This is a genomic window from Methylobacterium sp. 1030, assembly GCF_040544715.1.
Classification (GTDB): Bacteria; Pseudomonadota; Alphaproteobacteria; order Rhizobiales; family Beijerinckiaceae; genus Methylobacterium.
Window position 1 is genome coordinate 254,601 of the sequence record NZ_JBEPKM010000006.1, and the last position, 20,644, is coordinate 275,244.

16 protein-coding genes are annotated in these 20,644 nt (G+C 72.0%); 6 read left to right on the forward strand and 10 right to left on the reverse strand.

All coding sequences use genetic code 11. From position 1 onward, the window contains the following. The first annotated feature begins 1 nt into the window (after position 1). Complete coding sequence (locus tag ABIC30_RS10925; protein WP_020090581.1) at positions 2-1,129, forward strand: glycosyltransferase family 4 protein; 1,128 nt, start codon at positions 2-4, stop codon at positions 1,127-1,129. A gap of 50 nt (positions 1,130-1,179) precedes the next feature. On the opposite strand, the gene ABIC30_RS10930 is transcribed toward ABIC30_RS10925, so the two are convergent. Then, positions 1,180-2,493, reverse strand: coding sequence for an MFS transporter (locus ABIC30_RS10930; RefSeq protein ID WP_020090582.1), 1,314 nt, complete (start codon positions 2,491-2,493; stop codon positions 1,180-1,182). 217 nt (positions 2,494-2,710) lie between these two features. Here ABIC30_RS10930 and ABIC30_RS10935 point away from each other — a divergent pair, with 217 nt between their 5' ends. Further along, complete coding sequence (locus ABIC30_RS10935; protein ID WP_020090583.1) at positions 2,711-3,862, forward strand: demethylmenaquinone methyltransferase; 1,152 nt, start codon at positions 2,711-2,713, stop codon at positions 3,860-3,862. Between the two features lie 9 nt (positions 3,863-3,871). Here ABIC30_RS10935 and lptB read toward each other — a convergent pair whose 3' ends face one another. From lptB to ABIC30_RS10980, 9 genes are all read right to left on the reverse strand, one after another. Further along, positions 3,872-4,723: an LPS export ABC transporter ATP-binding protein gene (gene lptB / locus ABIC30_RS10940; RefSeq protein WP_419149853.1), complete on the reverse strand. Its 852-nt coding sequence runs from the start codon at positions 4,721-4,723 to the stop codon at positions 3,872-3,874. A gap of 8 nt (positions 4,724-4,731) precedes the next feature. Further along, the gene (locus tag ABIC30_RS10945) at positions 4,732-5,403 is read right to left on the reverse strand and encodes an LptA/OstA family protein (protein WP_056531813.1); all 672 of its coding nucleotides are present in this window, start codon (positions 5,401-5,403) and stop codon (positions 4,732-4,734) included. After that, positions 5,400-6,119 carry an LPS export ABC transporter periplasmic protein LptC gene (gene lptC, locus ABIC30_RS10950; protein ID WP_042671243.1) on the reverse strand — a complete coding sequence of 240 codons (720 nt, stop codon included), beginning with the start codon at positions 6,117-6,119 and terminating at the stop codon, positions 5,400-5,402. The genes ABIC30_RS10945 and lptC overlap by 4 nt, the downstream gene beginning before the upstream one ends. A gap of 229 nt (positions 6,120-6,348) precedes the next feature. After that, the gene (gene htpG / locus ABIC30_RS10955; protein ID WP_354454927.1) at positions 6,349-8,181 is read right to left on the reverse strand and encodes a molecular chaperone HtpG; all 1,833 of its coding nucleotides are present in this window, start codon (positions 8,179-8,181) and stop codon (positions 6,349-6,351) included. Between the two features lie 131 nt (positions 8,182-8,312). Beyond that, entirely contained in the window at positions 8,313-10,301 is a 1,989-nt protein-coding gene (locus tag ABIC30_RS10960; protein ID WP_026604533.1) for a potassium transporter Kup, read from the reverse strand. Positions 10,302-10,475: 174 nt separating this feature from the next. After that, a complete protein-coding gene (gene nadC / locus ABIC30_RS10965) occupies positions 10,476-11,348 on the reverse strand; it encodes a carboxylating nicotinate-nucleotide diphosphorylase (protein ID WP_042671249.1) in 873 nt (290 codons plus the stop codon). Further along, positions 11,345-12,859 (reverse strand): L-aspartate oxidase, encoded by a 1,515-nt coding sequence (locus tag ABIC30_RS10970; protein WP_042671251.1) that lies wholly within the window; start codon positions 12,857-12,859, stop codon positions 11,345-11,347. Before ABIC30_RS10970 ends, nadC begins: the two co-directional genes overlap by 4 nt. After that, positions 12,856-13,872 carry a quinolinate synthase NadA gene (nadA, locus tag ABIC30_RS10975; protein ID WP_103984947.1) on the reverse strand — a complete coding sequence of 339 codons (1,017 nt, stop codon included), beginning with the start codon at positions 13,870-13,872 and terminating at the stop codon, positions 12,856-12,858. Before nadA ends, ABIC30_RS10970 begins: the two co-directional genes overlap by 4 nt. A 138-nt stretch (positions 13,873-14,010) precedes the next feature. After that, positions 14,011-14,835, reverse strand: a complete 825-nt coding sequence (locus ABIC30_RS10980) for an aldo/keto reductase (RefSeq protein ID WP_042671255.1) — start codon at positions 14,833-14,835, stop codon at positions 14,011-14,013. 260 nt (positions 14,836-15,095) lie between these two features. Between ABIC30_RS10980 and paoA the strand changes: the two genes are divergently transcribed. The 4 genes from paoA (at position 15,096) to ABIC30_RS11000 (ending at position 20,630) form a co-directional block, all read left to right on the forward strand. Then, positions 15,096-15,752, forward strand: coding sequence for an aldehyde dehydrogenase iron-sulfur subunit PaoA (gene paoA / locus ABIC30_RS10985; protein ID WP_103984905.1), 657 nt, complete (start codon positions 15,096-15,098; stop codon positions 15,750-15,752). Between the two features lie 10 nt (positions 15,753-15,762). Continuing rightward, positions 15,763-16,737 (forward strand): FAD binding domain-containing protein, encoded by a 975-nt coding sequence (locus ABIC30_RS10990; protein WP_042671260.1) that lies wholly within the window; start codon positions 15,763-15,765, stop codon positions 16,735-16,737. A gap of 21 nt (positions 16,738-16,758) precedes the next feature. After that, positions 16,759-18,981 carry a xanthine dehydrogenase family protein molybdopterin-binding subunit gene (locus tag ABIC30_RS10995; protein WP_103984906.1) on the forward strand — a complete coding sequence of 741 codons (2,223 nt, stop codon included), beginning with the start codon at positions 16,759-16,761 and terminating at the stop codon, positions 18,979-18,981. A 107-nt stretch (positions 18,982-19,088) separates the two neighbouring features. Continuing rightward, positions 19,089-20,630 carry an acetate--CoA ligase gene (locus tag ABIC30_RS11000; RefSeq protein ID WP_234082085.1) on the forward strand — a complete coding sequence of 514 codons (1,542 nt, stop codon included), beginning with the start codon at positions 19,089-19,091 and terminating at the stop codon, positions 20,628-20,630. The last annotated feature ends 14 nt before the right edge of the window (positions 20,631-20,644 follow it).

Sequence of the window (20,644 nt, forward strand, 5' to 3'; positions counted from 1 at the left end):
CATGCTTCGCATCGGCATCGACGCGCACGTGCTCACCGGCAAGCCGCAGGGCAGCCGGACCTGGCTCGTGAACATCATCGGGCGCGCCGCCGCGCGCCACCCGGACGCCACCTACGTGGTGTATTCCGGCGACCCGGAGGCCTGCGCCCGCATCGTCTCGGGCGACAACATCGAGCACCAACGGCTGCCGCGCGTGCCCGCGACCGTGCGGCTGACCCTGGTCTGGCCGTGGCTGTTCCTGCGCGACCGTCTGGACACGCTGCTGACCACCTACATCGCCCCGCCGCTGGTGCCGGGCGACCGGCAGGTGGTGGTGGTCCACGATATCCTGTTCGAGACGCATCCCGAGTTCTTCCCCTGGTCGATGCGCTGGCGGAACAAGATCCTGACCCGGCTCTCGGCGCGGCGCGCCAAGCTGGTCCTGACCATCTCCGACTACAGCCGCGACTCCATCGCCAACGTCTACGGCATCGCGCGGGAGCGCATCGCCGAGGTGCGCTGCGGCTCCACGCCGCCGCAGGCGGTCACGGAGCGGACGCCGCTCGCCGACGGGCGCCCCTACCTGCTGATGGTCGGCCGGCTGGAGCCGCGGAAGAACCTCGGCCTCGTCCTCGACGCCTTCGCGCGGCTGCCGCAGGGCGCGGCCCGGCTGATCGTGGTCGGCAAGGGCGACGGCGAGCGGCCCGAGACCCTCGACCGCCTCGCCCGGACGCCGGACGCGGTGCACATCGCCGGCATCGACGACCGGGGCCTGTCCGACCTCTACGCCCGGGCCGCCGCCCTGGTCTTCCCGAGCCGCGGCGAGGGCTGGGGCATCCCGGTGCTCGACAGCCTCGCCCGGGGAACCCCCGTCATCGCCTCGAGCCTGACGGCCATCCCGGAAGCCGGCGGCAGCGCGGCGAGCTACTTCGACCCGGACGCGCCCGACCGAGTCGACCGTCTCGCGGAGCTGATGGGCGCGGCGGTCGAGGGGCGGCTGCCCTTCGACGCCTGCGCCGCGCGGGCCCACGCGGCGCGCCACGACTGGGACGGGCCGGCCGCCACCTTCGTCGACCTGATGCGCCGGAGCTTCACGGCCCGCACGCATCTGCGCGACCTGATCCTGGCCGCGCCGAACCTGCGGGGGTGAAGCGTGGGGGTGACGCGCGGGGGTGACGCGAGAGGGCGCCGTCGGCTCGCCTAGCGCGCGGCCCCGAGCGCGCCGACGGCGGGGCTCTCCGGACCCTCGTCGGCGATGGGATCCTGGATCAGCGTCCAGTAGCCCAGGGCCGCCACCAGGGCGATCACGGCGCCGGTGATGAAGGCCATGGAGAAGTGGCCCGTGCCGCCGACGATGAAGCCCGTCACGGTCGGCGCCAGGGCGCCGCCGATGTAGCCGCCGAAATTCTGCATGGCGCCGAGCGACGCCGTGCAGCTGGCCGGCGCCGCCACGGAGGCCATCGCCCAGGCCGACGACGAGCTCATGTAGACCAGGAACAGCGAGGCCGAGATGCAGGCGATCGCGAGGGTGTCGCTCGGCGTCAGCGCCGCCACCACCGTGAACGCGGCGGTCGCCACCAGGGAGCCGACCATCGGGATCTTGCGGCTGCGGATCGGGTCGACGCCGCGGCGGACGAGGACATCCACGACGCGACCGCCCAGGATCCCGCCCAGCACGCCGAAGGCGAAGGGGATCGAGCCGACGAGGCCAGTCTTCTGCAGGGTGAAGTGCCGCTCGATCTCGAGGTAGCTCGGCAGCCACGCGGTGTAGAGCCACGTCATGTAGATGCAGCCGAAATAGCCGACGATCATCCCCCAGCTGGTGCGGAACCCGAAGAGCCGCCGCCACGCGCTCCAGGTGACCGCGCGGCCGGCGTTCGGAGCATCGCCCTCCTCCAGGAAGGCCCGCTCCCCCGGCGTGAGGTCGGTCTCGCGCGGGTTGCGGAACACGAGGTAGACGATCGCCGCGAGGACGAGGCCGGCCGCGCCCATGATGACGAACATCGCCCGCCAGCCGAAGCTCACCATCAGGAAGGTCAGCAGCGGCAGAGCCAGGAAGGTCCCGAGCGAGGAGGCGCAGTTCCAGATCCCCGTGGCGGTGCCGCGCTGGCGGATGTTGAACCAGTCGCGGCTGACCCGGGCGCAGGTCGGGAAATGCGGCGCCTCGCCGATTCCGAGGACGATCCGGGCGCTCACGAACTGCCAGAACGACGTCACCGCGCCGCCGAGCATCTGGCCGAACGACCAGCAGGTCAGGCCGAGCGTCAGCGTCAGGCGCGGGCCGAGCCGGTCGGCGAGCGCCCCGGCCGGCAGCTGGGCGAAGGCGTAGGCCCAGAGGAAGGCCGAGAGCAGCAGGCCCATGTCGGGGATCGAGAGGCCGAGATCCTCGCGGATCAGCGGGTTGGCCACCGCGAGGGTCGCCCGGTCGACGTAGTTGACGACGCCCGCGGTCACCAGCAGGGCGAGCGAGATCGTCTGGATGCGGCGCACGCGCGGCGTTGCGGCCAGGGCCATCGTGTCCTCCCCGAATGACGGGCCCCTTGGGGGTCTCCGCGGCCGGCCGGTCCTTCGCGACTCGTGGCAGCCGGGGAGCATTCTGCACCGAACGCCGCCGGACGGAAGGGCCGCCGCCCCTCGCCTCGCGGCGCCGGGCGTCGTAGACGGGCCGCCCCTCGCCTCGCGGCGCCGGGCGTCGTAGACGGGCCGCTCCGTCACCCTCCGAGTCCGCCCGTTGCGCCTGATCCAGATCACCCACCACGACCTCGACGGCTACGGCGCCTCGACGGTCGCCGCCGCCTGCGCCCCGGTCGAGCGCGTCGTCCACGTGCCCCGCTACAGCGATGTCGGCCCGGTCTTCGAGGACGAGATCCGGCGCCTCGGCCGCGCGGCGGAGCGCGAGATCCTGCTGATGACCGACCTCGGCCTGGAGGAGCAGACCATCGCGGGCCTGAAGAAGTTCGCCGCGATGAACCGGCGCCGCGAGGACGGGCAGAAGCACCGCCTCGTGGTCCTCGACCACCACGCCTCCTCCCTCGACCAGATGCGGCGCCTGGGCCTGGATGCGGCACCCGACGCCGAGCGGCCGGCGCTCCACCGGATCGACCTGGGCGACCCCGAGATCGCCGTGCTGATCGAGGACGACATCTGCGCCACGCGGATGGCCTTCGAGCACCGGTCCCTGTTCGCCGCGCACGAGCCCGCGACCGACCTGTCGAGCCTGCTCACCGCGGTCGACGCCCTCGACCTGTGGCGCAAGGAGAGCCCCGCCTTCCGGGGCGGCCTGGCCCTGGACGAGCTGTTCTGGGAGGTCGTGTCGAGCTACGTGCCGGTCGGGCATCCCTGGCACGACCGGTTCGTGTCCGAGATCCTGCTCGCGGCCGCCGCCGCCCTGCGGGACGGGGCGAGCCCGGCCGAGCTGGAGCGCCGCGCCTCGGCGCTGCGCGCCGGCGTGGTCGACACCCTGCTGCGCGACGCGCCGGACGACGATCCGGCGCTGACGACGCGCATGCGGCTCGCCCGGGCGCTCGCCCGCTCGGATTCCCTGTTCCGCCCGCTGAAGGACGGCACGCTCCTGTCCTTCGCCCTCGATTCGGGTACCTTCCAGCGGGTCTCCGACCTGATCATGGACGCGGGCCGGGCCAAGCGCGTGGTCAACGTCCAGCGGATGGGCACGCTGTCGTTCCGGTCCAACGACGGCACGGCGCTCGACGGCGCCCGCCTGTTCCGCGGCGGCGGCCACCGCGACGCGGCGGGCGGCCGGCTCCAGAGCGGCTCGGCCTTCTCGATGGCGGACGCGATCGCCCAGGTGGAGCCGGTGCTGAACCCGGAGAAGCCCGCGGGTTCGGACAGCCCCTTCGCGGCGCTGAAGAACTGGAAGGGCTGAGCGGCCGGCCTAGAGCCGGAAATCCTCGCCGAGATAGAGCCGGCGCGCGTCCGGGTTCGCCACGATCTCCTCGGGCGTGCCCTCCGTGAGGATGCGGCCGGAATGGGCGATGTAGGCGCGGTCGATCAGGCCCAGCGTCTCGCGGACGTTGTGGTCGGTGATCAGCACGCCGATGCCGCGCTGCTTCAGGTGCTTCACGAGGTCCTGGATGTCGCCGACCGCGATCGGGTCGATGCCCGCGAAGGGCTCGTCCAGCAGCATGAAGGTCGGCGACGAGGCGAGCGCCCGGGCGATCTCGCAGCGCCGCCGCTCACCGCCCGAGAGCGCGATCGAGGGCGACTTGCGCAGGCGCGCGATGTCGAACTCCTCCAGCAGCGAGTCGAGCTTGCGCGCGCGCGCCTTGCGGTCCGGCTCGACCACTTCCAGCACCGCCCGGATGTTGTCCTCCACGGTGAGCCCGCGGAAGATCGAGGCCTCCTGCGGCAGGTAGCCGATCCCGAGCCGCGCCCGCTGGTACATGGGCAGGTGCGTGATCGGCAGGCCGTCCAGGGTGATGTGGCCGCGATCGGCCGCCACCAGCCCGGTGATCATGTAGAAGATCGTGGTCTTGCCGGCGCCGTTCGGCCCGAGCAGCCCGACGGCCTCGCCGGTGCGCACGGTGAGGCCGGCCTCGTGGACGACCGTGCGGGCGCCGTAGCTCTTGCGCAGGCCGCGCACGCTGAGGATGCCGAGACCGCCCTCCTCGGCCGCGGACCAGCCGTCGGCCTCGGCCGGCTGTTCGGCCTGCCGAGCGCGCCGGCCGAACAGCCGGCCGAGCCAGCCCGTCCGGGCCGGCTCCTGCGGGCCCGCCTGGAACGCCACGGCGCCGCTCAATCGACCTGCGCCTTCGGCCTGGGCGGCGGCTGGCTGCAGCCCTTCGCCTTGCCGTCCTTGGCGTCGGACTTCTCGCCGGGCACGAACAGGGCCGAGACGCGGCCGCCCGCCACCGGGTCCATGTTCGCGCGTCCGGTGTTCATGTCGTAGACGAGCCGCTGCCCGCGGGTGACGTTCTGACACTGGCTCAGGACGACGTTGCCGGTCAGCACGATCCGCTTGGCGTCCTGGTCGAACACCGCGTGATCGCCCGTGGCGACCTGGTCCTTCTGCACCACCGTCACCGGCCCGGCGCAGTCGACCTTCTGGATCCCGTTCTCTGCGGGGTTCCGCGGCGCCGCGTCGGCGCCCTCGTCCCGCGCCTCGGGCTTGGCGTCGCCCTTGGCGCCCTTGCCCGGCGCGTCCTTGCCGCGCTTGTAGGTCACCGTCATGGTCGAGCAGCGGATGGTGCTGTCGCCCTGCACGGCCACGACGTTGCCGGCGAAGACCGCCTTGTTCTCCCGGTCGAACACGTCGAGCCGGTCGGCGTCGATCTTGATCGGATCCTTGCCGCCGCCGCCGATATTGCCGAAGGGCGAATCCTTGCGCGCCGGCTTCTCGGCCAGCGCCGGGCCGGCGAGGACCAGCCCGGCCGCCAGGGCGGCGCAGAGGAGGCGGGCGGCGCTCATCGGGCACCGTCCGCGGCTTCGGCGTCCGACGTCAGGATGCGGGCCTGGGGCTTCTCCCCCGGCGCGTCGCTGACGATGACCACGTGGACGTTGCCCACGAAGGAGATCCGCTTGCCGTTCTCGACGACGTCGAGGGTGTCGGCCTTCACGTTGGCCCGCGCGCTCGAGACGGTGACGGGCTCCTGCGAGCTGATGGAGCCGGTCTTGAACGCGACGGCGGCGGAGCGCAGGCGCGCCTCCTCGCCCTTGTCGGTCCAGATGCGGATGTCGTCCTTCAGGTCGAGCGCCTCGCGGGCGGTGTCGAACAGGCCCGACGTCGCCGAGAGGCGGGCGATGCCGCCCTGGTCGTCGGTGGCGATGTGGCCGCGCATCTGCTGCAGCTCGATCTGGCTCGGCTTGCGGACGTCCTGGAGGGCGGCGTCGGCCGTCACCTCGTAGCCGCGCGTGCCCTGGCGGAAGCCCGAGAGCCGCGGGTTCTCCATGCGGACCTTGGAGCCGGCCAGCGTCACCGGGCCGACCGAGACGCCCGGCAGCTGCGCCGCGAAGGGATTGAACAGGTAGCCCAGCAGCAGCGCCACCGCGCCGCCGGCGACCACCGGAATCAGCCGGCGCATGGTGCGCACGCGTCCGCTGTGGCGGTACGCCCGGGCGTGGGCCCGGGTCCGCGCCGCCGCGACCGCCTGTCCGTTGCCGGCTTCAGCCTCGACCGGGTTCATGCAGCGTCCGTGAGGCGCGCCCGAGGCGCGCGAGAGGGTTCGGCTCAGACGCCTGCGGCCCCCACCGCGCCCGCGCCTTCGGCCGGGCAATGATCCCGACCGGTGGCGAAGTTATGGCTCGACCATTTCCGAATGATCAACCGAACCCACAATCATCCCGAACGGATGTGTGTGGAGACACACGCCGCGCGCGGCGTCCCGGCAGCGCGCGGCGCGGGTCTCCGTAGTCCTACGCGCCCCGCGCGGCCGCGAGCGCCGCCGCCACCGTGCGGGCGAAGGCCGCCGGGTCGCGGGGGCTGTCGCCGTCCTGGATGCGGGCGAGGTCGAGGAGCGTGCCGGCGGCCTGCGGCACCTCCGATTCGGGCGCCGCGGCCAGCGCCCGAATCAGCGGGTGGCGCGGGTTGATCTCCAGGACCGGCTGCCCGGCACCGGCCCGCCCGGCCCGGCGCATGAGCCGCTGCATCTGCAGGTCGGGTCCGCCGGTGCCGGCCGAGAGGACCACGGCCGAATCGACGAGCCGGTCGGTGGTGCGCACGTCCGAGATCTCGGCGCCGAGGGCCGTCTTCACGGCGGCGACGAAGGCGTCGATGCCCTCAGGCGCCTCCGGCTGCTCGCCCTCCGGCGCGAACTTCGACAGGTCGAGGCCGCCCTTGGTGATCGAGCGGAGCGGCTTCTCGTCGAAGGTGCCGAGCTGATCGGGCCAGAAGGCGTCGACGTGGTCGGAGAGGAGCAGCACCTCGAGGCCGCGGGCCCGGAAGCCCTCCAGCTGCGGCGACGACTTGAGCGCCTCGGCGTCGTCGGCGACGAGGTAGTAGATCGCCTCCTGGCCGTCCTTCATGCGGGACACGTAGTCGGGCAGCGAGGTCCAGCCCTCGACCGCCGAGGAGCGGAAGCGCAGGAGCGGCGCGATCTCGCCCCGGCGCTCGAAATCCTCGTAGATGCCCTCCTTGAGGACGGGGCCGAAATTCTCCCAGAAGGACTGGTAGCCCTCCGCGTCCTTGGCGCGGGTGGTGAGTTCGGAGACGACGCGCCCGGTGACCGCGCGGCGGATCCGGGCGAGCGCCGGGGTCGATTGCAGCATCTCGCGGGAGACGTTCAGCGGCAGGTCCTCGGTGTCGACGACGCCCTGGACGAAGCGCAGCCACGGCGGCAGCAGCTCGGCCTCGTCGGTGATGAACATCCGCCGGACATGCAGCCGGACCTTGCTCTGCCGCTCGTTCTCGAGGGCCTGGAACGGCTTCGAGCCGGGGATGAACAGAAGCGCGGAGAACTCGAACTGCCCCTCGGCGCGCCAGTGGAGCGTCGCCCACGGCTTGTCGAAGTTCATGCCGATGGAGTGGTAGAATTCCTCGTACTGCTCCTCGGTGACCTCGGACTTCGCCTTGCGCCAGAGCGCGGTGCCCTGGTTGGCCGACTCGTCCTTGCCGTCGCGCACGACGGCGATCGGCACCGTGATGAAGTCGGCCCATTTCCGCACGAGATGGTCGAGGCGGTAGGGCTCGAGGTACTCGTCGGCGTCCGCCTTAAGGTGCAGCACGATGTCGGTGCCGGGCTCGGCCCGCGTCGCCGGCTCGAGCGTGTAGCTGCCCTGCCCCTCCGACGCCCAGGTCCAGGCCTCGTCGCTGCCGGCGCGGCGCGACGTGACGGTGACGCGGTCGGCGACCATGAAGGCCGAGTAGAAGCCGACGCCGAACTGGCCGATCAGGCTCGGCCGATCCTCGGCCTTGGCGGATTCGAGCGTCTGCGAGAAGGCCCGCGTACCGGAGCGCGCGATGGTGCCGAGGTTGGTGGCGAGATCCTCCTTGGTCATGCCGATGCCGGCGTCCGACACGGTCAGGGTCCGCGCCTCTTTGTCGGGCGCGATGCGGACCTTGGCGTCCGGCGGCAGCGCGCTCGCCGCCGAGGTCAGGGCCTCGAACCGCCGCCGGTCCATGGCGTCGGCCGCGTTGGCGACGAGTTCGCGCAGGAAGATCTCGCGGTCGGAGTAGAGCGCGTGCACGACGAGGTCGAGGAGGCGTCCCACCTCCGCCCCGAATTCGTGCCGCTCGATCGTCTCGCTCACGGGTGATGCCTCCGCTGTGGGGAAATTGCGGTGGCGATATGCTGGCGAACGGGGCCGTTTTCAATGCGAAAGAGGGCCGGCCCCGGCCTCCGACGCGCGCCGCGGGCAGCGCCCCCGCGCGCCGCGGCCGGTCAGATCTCGATCTCGGTGCCCACCTCCACGATCTGCCGGGTCGGCAGGCCGAAATGGGCGCCGGTGCGCTCGGCGTTCCGCTTCATGAAGGCGAACAGGCCCTCCCGCCACGGCGCCATGCCGGGATGGGTCGGCGACGGGATCACCACCTCGTGGCCCACGAAATACGTCATGTCCTCCAGGTATTCCGGCGGCAGCAGCCCGCTCGCCACCGCGCATTGCAGCCCCTCGGGGATCGAGGCGGTCTGCATGAAGCCGTAGCGCAGCACGACGCGCTCCATGCCGGGCGTGTACTTCGAGATCGCCTTGCGGATCCCCTGCGCCACCAGCGTCACCTGCGCCCGCTCGCTCGCCGGGATCACCGGCTCCTCCTCGTAGACGACGGTGATCAGCAGGATCCGCTCGTGCAGGCAGCGGCTGCGCTCCAGCAGGCGGCCGAGCGCCATCGGGATGCCCTCGGTGGCGGCGGTCAGGAAGGCCGCGGTGCCGGGCAGCGTCACCGGCGGGTGCGAGCCGAGGCTGGAGAGGAAGGAAGCCTCGGACATGCGCATGGTCTGGCGGACGGATTCGAGGACGTGGTTGCCCTTCATCCAGGTCAGCATCAGGAAGGCGACCACGCCGGCGAGCAGCAGCGGAAACCAGCCGCCCTCGAACAGCTTCACGCTGTTGGCGGAGAAGAACACGAGGTCGATGCCGAGGAAGAATCCGTTGACCGCGAGGACCAGGACCGGGTTGTAGCCCCAGCGGAGCGCGATCAGCGCGGCGAGCAGCGTGGTGATGCCCATGAGCGCCGAGACCGCGATGCCGTAGGCGCCGGCCAGGGCGTCGGAGGAGCCGAACACCACCACGGCCGTCAGGGTCGCCACGGCGAGCAGCCAGTTCACCGCCGGCACGTAGATCTGGCCGCGCTCGTCCTCATCGGTGTGCACCACCCGCATCATCGGCATGAAGCCGAGCTGGATCGACTGCTGGGTGAGCGAGTAGACGCCCGAGATCACCGCCTGCGAGGCGATGACGGTCGCCATCGTGGCGAGCGCCACCAGCGGGTAATGCGCCCAGTCCGGCGCGAGCCGGTAGAACGGGTTCTCGATCGCGCTCGGGTCGGCGATGATCAGCGCGCCCTGGCCGCAATAGTGGATCAGCAGCGCCGGCAGCACGAGGCCGAACCACGCGATCCGGATCGCCGGGGCGCCGAAATGGCCGAGATCGGCGTACATCGCCTCGCCGCCGGTCACCGCCAGGAAGGCCGCGCCGAGCATCAGGAAGCTGACATGCCAGCCGGCATGGATCAGGAAGTCCACCGCCCGGAACGGGTTGGCCGCCGCCAGGATCTCCGGCGCGTGCAGGATGCTCGGGACCGCGAGCAGGACCAGGACGACGAACCAGACGAGCATGACCGGCCCGAACACCCGCCCGATGGCGGCGACGCCCTTGTGCTGGACCAGGAACAGACCGACCAGGATGGCGAGGGTGATCGGCACGACGTACGGCCCGAGCGCCGGCGCGTCGATCTTCAACCCCTCGATCGCCGACAGCACCGAGATCGCCGGCGTGATCGCGCCGTCGCCGTAGAGCAGGGCCGCGCCGACCAGCCCGACCACCAGCAGCAGCGCCTTCCACGTGCCAGGCCGGGCGTGCCGCGCGCCGAGCAGCGCCAGCATGGCGACGATGCCGCCCTCGCCGCGGTTGTCGGCGCGCAGGATCAGCACCGCGTATTTCAGCGACACGATCAGGATCAGCGACCACAGGATCAGCGACACCGCGCCGGTGGCCGCCGCCGGCACCGAGGCGCCGCCGCTGGTCGCGGCCTTCACGGCCTCCTTGAACGCGTAGAGCGGGCTCGTGCCGATGTCGCCGTACACGACGCCCAGCGCGCCCAGCATCAGCGCGCCGCCGGGCCCGTGCCGGACCGCGCCGGGCTTGCGCGCCACCGGCGCCGCCGGACGATCGACCGCCGGGGCAGCCGCGGAAGGCAGGGCTTGGCTCACGGTCGGGTCCGGTCGATGGCGTCGCGGTTGACCGAAATCTTAGCGAGTCGGTCGCGCGGCGATAGACTCGGCAGATCTCCCGAGCGACCGCGGCGAAGACTTGTCACCCGAACGTGATGACAGTCGAGCGACCGCTTCGGCCCCGCCGCGCCGGCGGCGCGCGGGGCCCGCCGGTCAGGCGGCGTCGAGCCCCAGGTCGATGATCGCCGCCGAATGGGTGATCCAGCCGCAGGAGATCAGGTCGACCCCCGAGGCCGCGACGGCCCCGACCGTCTCGCGGGTGATCCGGCCCGACGCCTCGGACAGGGCGCGCCCGTCGATCATCGCCACGGCGCGGCGGAGCAGGTCGGGCCCCATATTGTCGAGGAGCACCGCGTCGATCCCGACCGACAGGGCCTCCTCCAGCTGCTCCAGGCTGTCGACCTCGCACTCGATCTTCACCAAGTGGCCGGCCCGGGACCTGGCGCGCTCGATCGCCGGGACGATGCCGCCGGCCACCGCCACGTGGTTGTCCTTGATCAGCACCGCGTCGTCGAGGCCGAAGCGGTGGTTCGAGCCGCCGCCGGCCCGGACCGCGTGCTTCTCCAGGGCGCGCAGGCCCGGCGTCGTCTTGCGGGTGCAGACGATCGAGGCCTTGCCGTGCGGGCGCGCGGCCTCGACGAGGCCGTGGGTGGCGGTGGCCACGCCCGACATCCGGCAGAGCAGGTTCAGCGCCACGCGCTCGGCCGTCAGGATCGCCCGCGCCGGCCCCTCGAGGCGCAGCACCACGTCGCCCGGCGCCACGCGGGCGCCGTCGCCGCGCTCGACCGTCACGCTGACGGCCGGGTCCACCAGCGCGAAGGCGATGGCGGCGGCGTCGGTGCCCGAGATGACGCCGTCCTGCCGGGAGGCGATCACGCCGCGCATCCGCTCGCCCGGGGGGACGATGGCGTCGGTGGTGATGTCGCCGGCCCGGCCGAGATCCTCCAGCAGGGCGGCGCGCACCACGGGCTCCACGAGGAGCCGCGGCAGGGGGAGGATCTCATCGGAGAGAACCGACTGGGTCATGGCGTCAGCGCCTCCTCGGCGGACGGGGTCGCGGCGATCGGGTCGGCCAGCGCGGCCTCGGTGTGCGCGGCCGCGGCGAGATGGGGGAAGTCGCTGCGCCAGTGGGCGCCGCGGCTCTCCCGGCGGGCGAGCGCGCCGCGGGCGATGAGCAGCGCCACGAGGGCGGCGTCGCAGGTCTCAGCCCCCGCCTCGAGGACGGCGACGGCTTCCTCGAGGCCGGCGGCGTCGCGCACGACGCCGACCCTGCGCTCCATCAGCGCGCGGATCGCCGGCAGGTCGCCGGCGGCACGGACAGACACGGCCTCGGGCACGATCGCGGCGGGCGGCGGCGTGTCGAGCCCGTCGGCGATGAAGCGCGCGTAGGCGAGGCCCTCCAGCAGGGAGTTGCTGGCGAGCCGGTTGGCGCCGTGGAGGCCCGTCGAGGAGACCTCGCCGCAGGCGTAGAGGCCCGGCACCGAGGTGGCGCCGTACGCGTCCACCTTCACACCGCCCATGTGGTAGTGCGCCGCCGGGCGGACCGGGATCGGCTGCACGGCGGGGTCGATGCCGGCGGCGGCGCAGAGCCCCGCCACGGTCGGGAACCGCGTCGGCATCGCGGCGCCGAGCGCGCCGCGGGCGTCGAGATAGACCGTGCGGCCCCGCTGCAGCGCCTGAAAGATGCCGCGGGCGACCACGTCGCGCGGCGCGAGGTCGCCGCCCGCGATGCCGGCCATCACGGCGGCGCCGGTCTCGTCGATGAGGCGGGCGCCCTCGCCGCGCAGGGCCTCGGTGGCGAGCGGCATCGGGTCGGCGCCGGCCGCGATGGCGGTCGGGTGGAACTGCACGAACTCCATGTCGCGCATCACCGCGCCGGCCCGGGCGGCGAGCGCCAGCCCGCGGCCGACGGCGCCCGGCGGGTTGGTGGTCGCCGCGTAGAGGGCGCCGACGCCGCCGGTGGCGAGCACCACCGCGCGGGCCGGGATGCGGAAAAGCGCGCCGTCGCGCTCGGCGACGATGCCGGCCACCGCCCCGCGCGTGTCCCGGAGCAGGTCGCAGGCCCGCGCGGTGACGACCTCCACGGACGGCGCCGACAGCACGGCCCGCACGAGCCCTTCGAGGACGCGGGCGCCGGTGGCGTCGCCGCCGGAGCGGACGATGCGGCGGCGGCCGTGGGCCGCCTCGAGCCCGAGGGCCAGCGCGCCGTCGTCGGTGCGGTCGAACGGGACGCCGATCCGCACGAGCCAGTCGATCAGCGCGGGGCCCTCCGCGGCGACCCGGAGCGCCACGTCGGGCTCGGTGAGCCCGGCGCCGGCGGCCTCCGTGTCGGCGGCGTGGAGCGCCGCCGCGTCGTCGGCGCCGACCGCGGCCGCGATCCCGCCCTGGGCCCAGCCGGTGGCGGTGCCGAGGCCGAGGGCCGAGGCCGTGACCAGCGTCACCGGGCGGGGCGCGAGGCGCAGCGCGACGCTGAGGCCCGCGACGCCGCCGCCGACCACGACGACGCGGTCGGCGCTGTTCGGGGAGATCGCGTTCATCGTGTGCGCACCTCGAGCATGCGCTCGACCGCGGCCCGGGCGCGGTCGGCGAGCGCCGGGTCGACCGTGACCTCGTGGGTCATCGTCTCGAGCGACCGCCGGATGTTGCGCAGGCTCATCCGCTTCATGTGCGGGCACATGTTGCAGGGCTTGATGAACTCGATGTCCGGGTTCTGCGCCGCGATGTTGTCCGCCATGGAGCACTCGGTGACGAGCACCACCTGCTTCGGCCGCTTCTCGACGACGAAGTCCATCATCATCGCGGTGGAGCCCGAGAAGTCCGATTCGGCCACCACGTCCGGCGGGCATTCCGGGTGCGCGATCACGGTCACCCCGGGATAGCTGTCGCGGACGTCGCGGATGTCGGCCGGGGTGAAGCGCTCGTGCACCTCGCAATGGCCGGCCCAGGTCAGGATCTCGACCTCCGGTATCTCGGCCTGGACGTTCTGCGCGAGGAACTCGTCGGGGATCATGAGGACGCGGGGGGCGTTCAGCGACTTCACCACCGCGACGGCGTTGCCGGAGGTGCAGCACAGGTCGGACTCGGCTTTCACGGCCGCCGAGGTGTTCACGTAGGTCACGATCGGCACGCCCGGGTATTTGGCACGCAGGCCGCGCACGTCTGCGGCGGTGATCGAATCGGCCAGCGAGCAGCCGGCGCCCATGTCGGGGATGAGCACGGTCTTGCTCGGGTTCAGGAGCTTGGCCGTCTCGGCCATGAAGTGGACGCCCGCCAGCACGATCACGTCGGCGTTCACGTTCACCGCCTCGCGGGCCAGCGCGAGGCTGTCGCCCACGATGTCGGCCACCGTGTGGAAGATCTCGGGCGCCTGGTAGTTGTGCGCCAGGATCACGGCGTTGCGCTCCCGCTTCAGGCGCAGGATCGCCTCGATGTCGGGGGCGAGCGCCGGCCACTCGATCGCGGGGACGTGCCGGCTGACGCGTGCGTACAGATCCGGAAGGGGCAGGCCCGGGATCGTCGTGTGGGAGACGGGTGCAACGGTCGCCGTCATGGCGTCCTCCATTATGCTCAGTTTGAGCATTGTGCCGTCTAACTTATGGGGGCCGGACGCGCCTGTCCAGATATGCTAGCTGTGAGCATAAATCTTTTGCGGTGCGATGTTACGCTGCGCCGCCGAAGGCTCGAGCGCTCAGCAGAAGGTCGCCGGGTCAGGTCCGATCCGGCCGTCGGCCCGGTCGAGGCCGGCGATCCGCGCCATCTCGTCCGCGCCGAGCTCGAAGTCGAACAGCGCGATATTTTCGGCGATGCGCCGAGGGGTGGCGGTCTTGGGGATCGCCACGCATCCGATCTGGATCTGCCAGCGGAGCACCACCTGGGCGGGCGTCTTCCCGTGCGCTTCCGCGATTGTGAGGATGACCGGGTCGTTCAGCTCCTTGCCCCGGCCCAGCGGGCTCCACGACTCGGTCACGATCCCGTGACGGGCGTCCTCCGTGCGCGGTTCTTTGCGCTGGAAATAGGGGTGCAGCTCGATTTGGTTGACGGCCGGGGCCACGTCGGTCTCGCCGATCAGCGTGGCGAGATGCTCGGGCGAGAAGTTCGACACGCCGATGGACTTCGCGCGGCCCTCCTTCCGGAGCTCGATCAGCGTCTTCCAGGTCTCGACGAACAGGCGACGCTGCGGGCACGGCCAGTGGATCAGGTACAGGTCGACATAGGGGAGACCGAGTTGCCGCAGGCTCTCGTCGAAGGCGCGCCGCGCCTTGTCGCGGCCCTGGCGGTCGTTCCAGAGCTTCGTGGTGACGAAGATCTCCTCGCGGGGGATCCCCGCGTCCCGGATGCCGCGCCCGACGCCCGCCTCGTTGCCGTACGCCGCGGCCGTGTCGATCAGACGATAGCCGGCGCGGAGGGCCTGTCCGACGAGATCCGGAGCCTGGATATCCGAGAGCTGCCAGCAGCCGTAGCCGATCTGCGGGATGTGTCGGCCGTCGTTGAGCGGCAGGGTCGGGATAGCCATGAGGCGAGGCTCCGGTGTCGTGGTCCGATCAACCCAAACGCTCGCAGCGGGACGCGTTCCAAGGCGTCCCCGTTCTCGCGAGCGCAGCGAAGCAAGGAGGGAGCGATCGGGTCACGACCTGGGTCCAGCGCCCGTAGCGGCGGAGCCGCGCTGAACGGGCGCAGTCTGGACAGGATCTAATCCATCCGGCCGGACGTTGGCGCACCAGATTCCAAGCTGCGCGCGGCGTCCCACGCGCGGTGCACGGGCTGGATGGCAGCATGACAGACGCGATTCCGACGAAGCCGCTCGCGCTGACGCGGCGGGCCGTGGTGGAGGGCTGTGCGGTGGCCGGCGCACTCGGTGCCCTCGGGTTCCGGCCCAGTCCCGCGATGTCCGCGGCGGCGCCGGGCGATCAGGCTCCGCAGACCATGCCGGTGCGGCTCACCATCAATGGCCAACCGCACGATCTCGTCCTCGACACCCGCACGACGCTCCTCGACGCTCTGCGCGAGCACCTCGCGCTCACCGGCACCAAGAAGGGCTGCGATCACGGCCAGTGCGGGGCCTGCACGGTCCTGGTCGACGGCCGGCGGATCAATTCCTGCCTGACGCTCGCAGCGATGCACGAGGGCGACCCGATCACCACGATCGAGGGCTTGGCGGACGGGGACAAGCTCCACCCGATGCAGGCGGCGTTCCTGGAGCATGACGGCTTCCAGTGCGGCTACTGTACGCCGGGCCAGATCTGCTCGTCGGTCGGGATGCTGAGCGAGGCCAAGGCCGGCTGGCCGAGCCACGTTACCGAAGACGTCGCGGCGACTCCGACACTCAGCGACGCCGAGATTCGCGAGCGGATGAGCGGCAACATCTGCCGCTGCAGCGCCTACCCGAACATCGTCGCGGCGATTCGCGACGCCGCCGCCACCAAACTCTGAGGAGGCGCAGATGAAGGCCTTTGCCTACGAGCGCCCCGCCACCGTGCAGGACGCCGCGAAGCTCGCGGCCGAGCGGCCGAACGCCAAGTTCATCGCCGGCGGCACCAACCTCCTTGACCTGATGAAGCTTCAGATCGAGACCCCGGCGACGCTGATCGACGTCAACCGGCTGCCGCTCGACAAGGTCGAGGCCACGCAGGACGGCGGCCTGCGCATCGGCGCCCTGGTGCGGAACGCCGACCTCGCGGCCGACACGCGGGTCCGAAAGGACTACGCCGTGCTGGCGAAGGCGCTGCTGGCCGGCGCCTCGGGGCAGTTGCGCAACAAGGCGACCACCGCCGGCAACCTCCTCCAGCGGACGCGCTGCTACTACTTCTACGACACAGCCATGCCCTGCAATAAGCGAGAGCCCGGTTCCGGTTGCTCGGCGATCGGCGGGTTCAACCGGATCATGGCGGTGGTCGGGGCGAGCGAGGCCTGCATCGCCACCAACCCGTCCGACATGAACGTCGCCATGCGCGCCCTCGACGCGACGGTGGAGACGGTGAACCCGGACGGGCAGGCGCGCAGCATACCGATCGCCGACTTCCACCGGCTGCCGGGCGACACGCCGCAGATCGAGACAGAGCTGCGCAGGGGTGAGATCATCACGGCCGTGACGCTGCCGAAGCCGGTGGCCGGCACGCACATCTACCGGAAGGTCCGCGACCGGGCGTCCTACGCGTTCGCGACCGTGTCGGTGGCCGCCGTGATCGCGGGCGCCGAGGGTGGCAAGCCCCAGGCCGCGCGGCTCGCCTTCGGCGGCCTGGCGCACAAGCCCTGGCGGGTGGCCGAGGCCGAGACGGCGCTGGTGCAGACCGGCTCGGCCGACGCCGCCGCCGACGCGGTGCTCAAGGGCGCCCGCGGCTACGGCAGCAACGACTTCAAGATCCCGCTGACGCGCCGGACCCTCCGGGCCGTCGTGGCGCAGGCGACCCGCGCGTAAATCCCGGCAAGGACCGTTCCCATGGAGATGAACCAGCCGATCGGCCGGACGCCCCTCGACGACCGGCCCGACGGCCTCGTCGGCAAGCCGCTGGACCGGGTCGAGGGCAAGCTCAAGGTCACGGGGCACGCGCCCTACGCGTACGAGACCAGGGCGCTGAAGAACCCCGCCTACGGCTTCATCGTGCCGGCCACGATCGCTTCCGGCACGATCCGGTCGATCGACGCGGAGGCCGCCCGCAAGGCGCCCGGCGCGATCCTGGTGATGACCTACGAGAACGTGCCCGAGCAGGGCGAGAAGAAGGAGCAGGTCTGGCCACAGCTCCAGGGGACGGAGATCCGGTTCTACGGGCAGCCGGTCGCCTTCGTGGTCGCCGAGACCTTCGAGCAGGCGCGCGCCGCCGCGATGCTGGTCAAGGTCCGGTACGACGCGGCCAAGCCCAAGGGGCTGCTCAAGGACAGCCTGGCGGCGGCCTACGAGCCGAAGCCGGTCAACTCGCCGCCGGATTCCAAGCTCGGCGACTTCGACGCCGCCTTCGCGGCCGCACCGGTCAAGCTCGACGTGGAGTATGTCACGCCGAACCAGATCCACGCGCAGATGGAGCCGCACGCCACCATCGCGTCCTGGGAGGGCGACGGGGTCGTGCTCTACACGGCCAACCAGATGCCGAACCGGGGCCAGAAATCCCTCGGCTCGGTGCTCAAGCTCCCCCCCGAGAAGGTGCGCATCGTCAGCCCCTATATCGGCGGCGGATTCGGCGCGAAACTGCAGGTCCAGCCGGAGGCGACGCTCGCGATCCTGGCCTCGAAGGTGATCCAGCGTCCCGTGAAGGTCGCGCTCACCCGGCAGCAGGAGTTCCACGTCGCGACCCACCGGACTGACACGATCCAGCGGATCCGCCTCGGCGCCGACCGCGACGGCCGTCTCTCCGCGATCAGCCACGAATCCTGGTCCGACACCGCCGAGGGCGACGGGTTCTTCGAGACCTCGGCCAACGTCACCCGCTCCCTGTACGCCGCGCAGAACCGCGTGACGCGCCATCGGCTGGTCAACCTCAACATGCCGATCGCCTCGGCGATGCGCGCTCCAGGGGAGGCCGTAGGCCAGCTCGCCTTCGAGTGCGCCATGGACGAGCTCGCCGAGCAGCTGAAGATCGACCCGATCGAGCTCCGGGTGCGCAACGAGCCGGCCGAGGATCCCGAGAAGAAGGTCCCGTTCTCGACCCGCAAGCTGGTACCCTGCATGCGCGAGGGCGCGCGCCTGTTCGGCTGGGACAGGCGGCAGGCCGCGGGCTCCCGGCGCGAGGGCAACTGGCTCGTCGGCATGGGCATGTCGGCGGCCGCGCGCCTCAACCCGCTGATGCCGTCCGCCGCGAAGGTCCGCCTCGGGCCGGACGGCGTGCTGGTGGTGCGGATGGCGATGACCGATCCCGGCACCGGCACCTACACGATCCTCACCCAGATCGCCGGCGAGATGCTGGGGCTGCCGCCCGAGCGCGTGCGGGTCGAGATGGGCGACACCGAGTTCCCGTTCGCGGCCGGCTCCGGGGGATCCTTCGGCGCCGGCTCGGCGGGCTCGGCGCTCTACGTCGCCTGCGACAACCTCCGGCAGGCCCTGCTCAAGGCCGGCGACCTCAACCCGGACGGCGCCACCTTCCGCGACGGCGCAGTCACGTCCGGCAACCGCACGGAGAAGCTCGCCGACCTCGCCAAGGCGGGGATGGAGGCCTCCGGCGAGATCAAGCCCGGCGAGATGAAGCAGAAGTTCTCGCAGTACTCGTACGGAGCGCACTTCGCAGAGGTCGGGGTCGACGTCGATACCGGCGAGATCCGGCTGCGGCGGATGCTCGGCGTGTTCACCGGCGGGCGCATCCTCAACGCCAAGACCGCGCGCAGCCAAGCGATCGGCGGCATGACCTTCGGCGTCGGCGCGGCGCTGATGGAGGATGCCGTGGTCGATCCGCGCTACAGCTTCTTCGTCAACCACGACATGGCCGAGTACCACGTGCCGGTCCACGCCGACCTCCCGGAGATCGACGCGGTGTTCCTGCCGGAGCTCGACGACAAGGCGAACCCGCTGAAGAGCAAGGGGCTCGGCGAGCTCGGCATCTGCGGCGCCGGCGCCTCGCTCGCCAACGCGATCTACAACGCCACCGGGATCCGGGTCCGCGACTACCCGATGACCCTCGACAAGATGCTCAAGGGCTTCGAGGAGCAGGAGGGCCAGGCGCAGCGGCGGACCTGAGGGCCAGACTGCCCGGGGCCGCGCTCGCCGGCGGGGCGACGGCCCCAGTTGACGCAGGCGCGCCCAGGCGGGACACCCGGCGAAAAGCCGCCCGCGGGGAGCGCCCGGTGTCCGACAGCCAGCACGATGACCGCCGTCCGCCGGCCCGCTTCAACGCGGCGCGGTACTGCCTCGCCGAGAACGCGCGCCTGCGTCCCGACAAGACCGCCCTGGTGATGGTCGGCGACGGCACCGCGGACCGCCTCAGCTTCGGCGAAGTCGAGCGGGCGGTGCGCGGCATCGCGGCGGGTTTCCTCGGCCTCGGCCTGAGGCCCGGCGACCGGGTGATGATCCGGATGGGCAACGAGGCCGACTACGTCCTCGTCTACTTCGGCGCCCTGGCGGCCGGCCTCGTGGCGCTGCCGTCCTCGCCGCAGCTCACCGAGAGCGAGGCGGCGTTCCTCATGGACAATTCCGGGGCCGCCGCCGTGGTGATCGGAAGCGGCTGCACGGTCGCGCCCGAGGTCCTGGGCGGGCGCCTCCTGCTCGACGCCGCCGCGGTCGCCGCCCTGAAGGCCGGTCCGCCCATGGCCGAGTACGCCGACACCGCCGCCGACGACCCGGCGATGCTGATCTACACGTCCGGCACGACCAGCCGGCCGAAGGGCGTGCTGCACGCGCACCGCGCCGCCTACGGGCGCCGCCCGATGCTCGACCACTGGCTCGGGCTCACCGAATCCGACGTGATGCTCCACGCCGGCACCATGAACTGGACCTACACGCTCGGCGTCGGGCTGAGCGATCCCTGGTCGGTGGGCGCGACCGCGGTGCTCTACAACGGCCCGCGCGATCCCGGAATCTGGCCGCGCCTGATCGCGGCCTACGGCGCGACCCTGTTCGCCGCCGTCCCGACGCTCTACCGCCAGATCCTCAAGTACGGCGACCTCGGCGCCCACGACCTGTCGAGCCTGCGCCACGGCTGCACGGCCGGCGAACCCCTCGCGGTGGAGCTCCTGGAGGCCTGGGGTCAGGCCACCGGCAAGCCCCTCTACGAGGCGCTGGGGATGAGCGAGATCTCGACCTACATATCCAGCGGCCCGACCATCCCGGTGCGCCCCGGCTCGCCCGGCAAGCCGCAGCCGGGCCGGCGGGTGGCGATCCTGCCCGTGGCGGGCGAGCCCGAGCCGCTCCCGGCCGGAGAGAGCGGGCTCCTCGCCGTCCACCGGACCGAGCCGGCGCTGATGCTCGGCTACTGGAACCGGCCGGAGGAAGAGGCGGAGGTCATGCGCGGCGACTGGTTCGTCGGCGGCGATCTCGCCCGCCTCGACGCCGACGGCTACATCTGGTTCGAGGGCCGCAACAACGACCTGATGAAGGCGATGGGCTACCGGGTCTCGCCGAACGAGGTGGAGGCGGTGCTGTCGACCCACCCGTCCGTGGCGGAAGTGGGGGTCGCCGAGCTGCCGGTGCGGGCGGACGTCTCGGTCATCTGCGGCTTCGTGGTGCTGCAGGCTAGCGCCGAGCCCGACGCGGAGGCCCTGCTCGCGTGGTGCGCCGAGCGGCTCGCCGCCTACAAGCGCCCGCGGGAGATCCGCTTCCTCGACGCCCTGCCGCGTACGGCGAACGGCAAGGTCCAGAGGAAGCGGCTGGCCGAGGCGGTTACGGGATGATGCGCGGAGGCCTT

What these genes read in the sequence shown, in the direction of transcription:
- ABIC30_RS10925 (WP_020090581.1), top strand. Translation starts at nt 2, where the DNA reads ATGCTTCGCATCGGCATCGACGCGCACGTGCTCACCGGCAAGCCGCAG.
- ABIC30_RS10930 (WP_020090582.1), bottom strand. Translation starts at nt 2,493, where the DNA reads ATGGCCCTGGCCGCAACGCCGCGCGTGCGCCGCATCCAGACGATCTCG.
- ABIC30_RS10945 (WP_056531813.1), bottom strand. Translation starts at nt 5,403, where the DNA reads ATGAGCGCCGCCCGCCTCCTCTGCGCCGCCCTGGCGGCCGGGCTGGTC.
- lptC (WP_042671243.1), bottom strand. Translation starts at nt 6,119, where the DNA reads ATGAACCCGGTCGAGGCTGAAGCCGGCAACGGACAGGCGGTCGCGGCG.
- nadC (WP_042671249.1), bottom strand. Translation starts at nt 11,348, where the DNA reads ATGACCCAGTCGGTTCTCTCCGATGAGATCCTCCCCCTGCCGCGGCTC.
- ABIC30_RS10970 (WP_042671251.1), bottom strand. Translation starts at nt 12,859, where the DNA reads ATGAACGCGATCTCCCCGAACAGCGCCGACCGCGTCGTCGTGGTCGGC.
- nadA (WP_103984947.1), bottom strand. Translation starts at nt 13,872, where the DNA reads ATGACGGCGACCGTTGCACCCGTCTCCCACACGACGATCCCGGGCCTG.
- ABIC30_RS10980 (WP_042671255.1), bottom strand. Translation starts at nt 14,835, where the DNA reads ATGGCTATCCCGACCCTGCCGCTCAACGACGGCCGACACATCCCGCAG.
- paoA (WP_103984905.1), top strand. Translation starts at nt 15,096, where the DNA reads ATGACAGACGCGATTCCGACGAAGCCGCTCGCGCTGACGCGGCGGGCC.
- ABIC30_RS10990 (WP_042671260.1), top strand. Translation starts at nt 15,763, where the DNA reads ATGAAGGCCTTTGCCTACGAGCGCCCCGCCACCGTGCAGGACGCCGCG.
- ABIC30_RS10995 (WP_103984906.1), top strand. Translation starts at nt 16,759, where the DNA reads ATGGAGATGAACCAGCCGATCGGCCGGACGCCCCTCGACGACCGGCCC.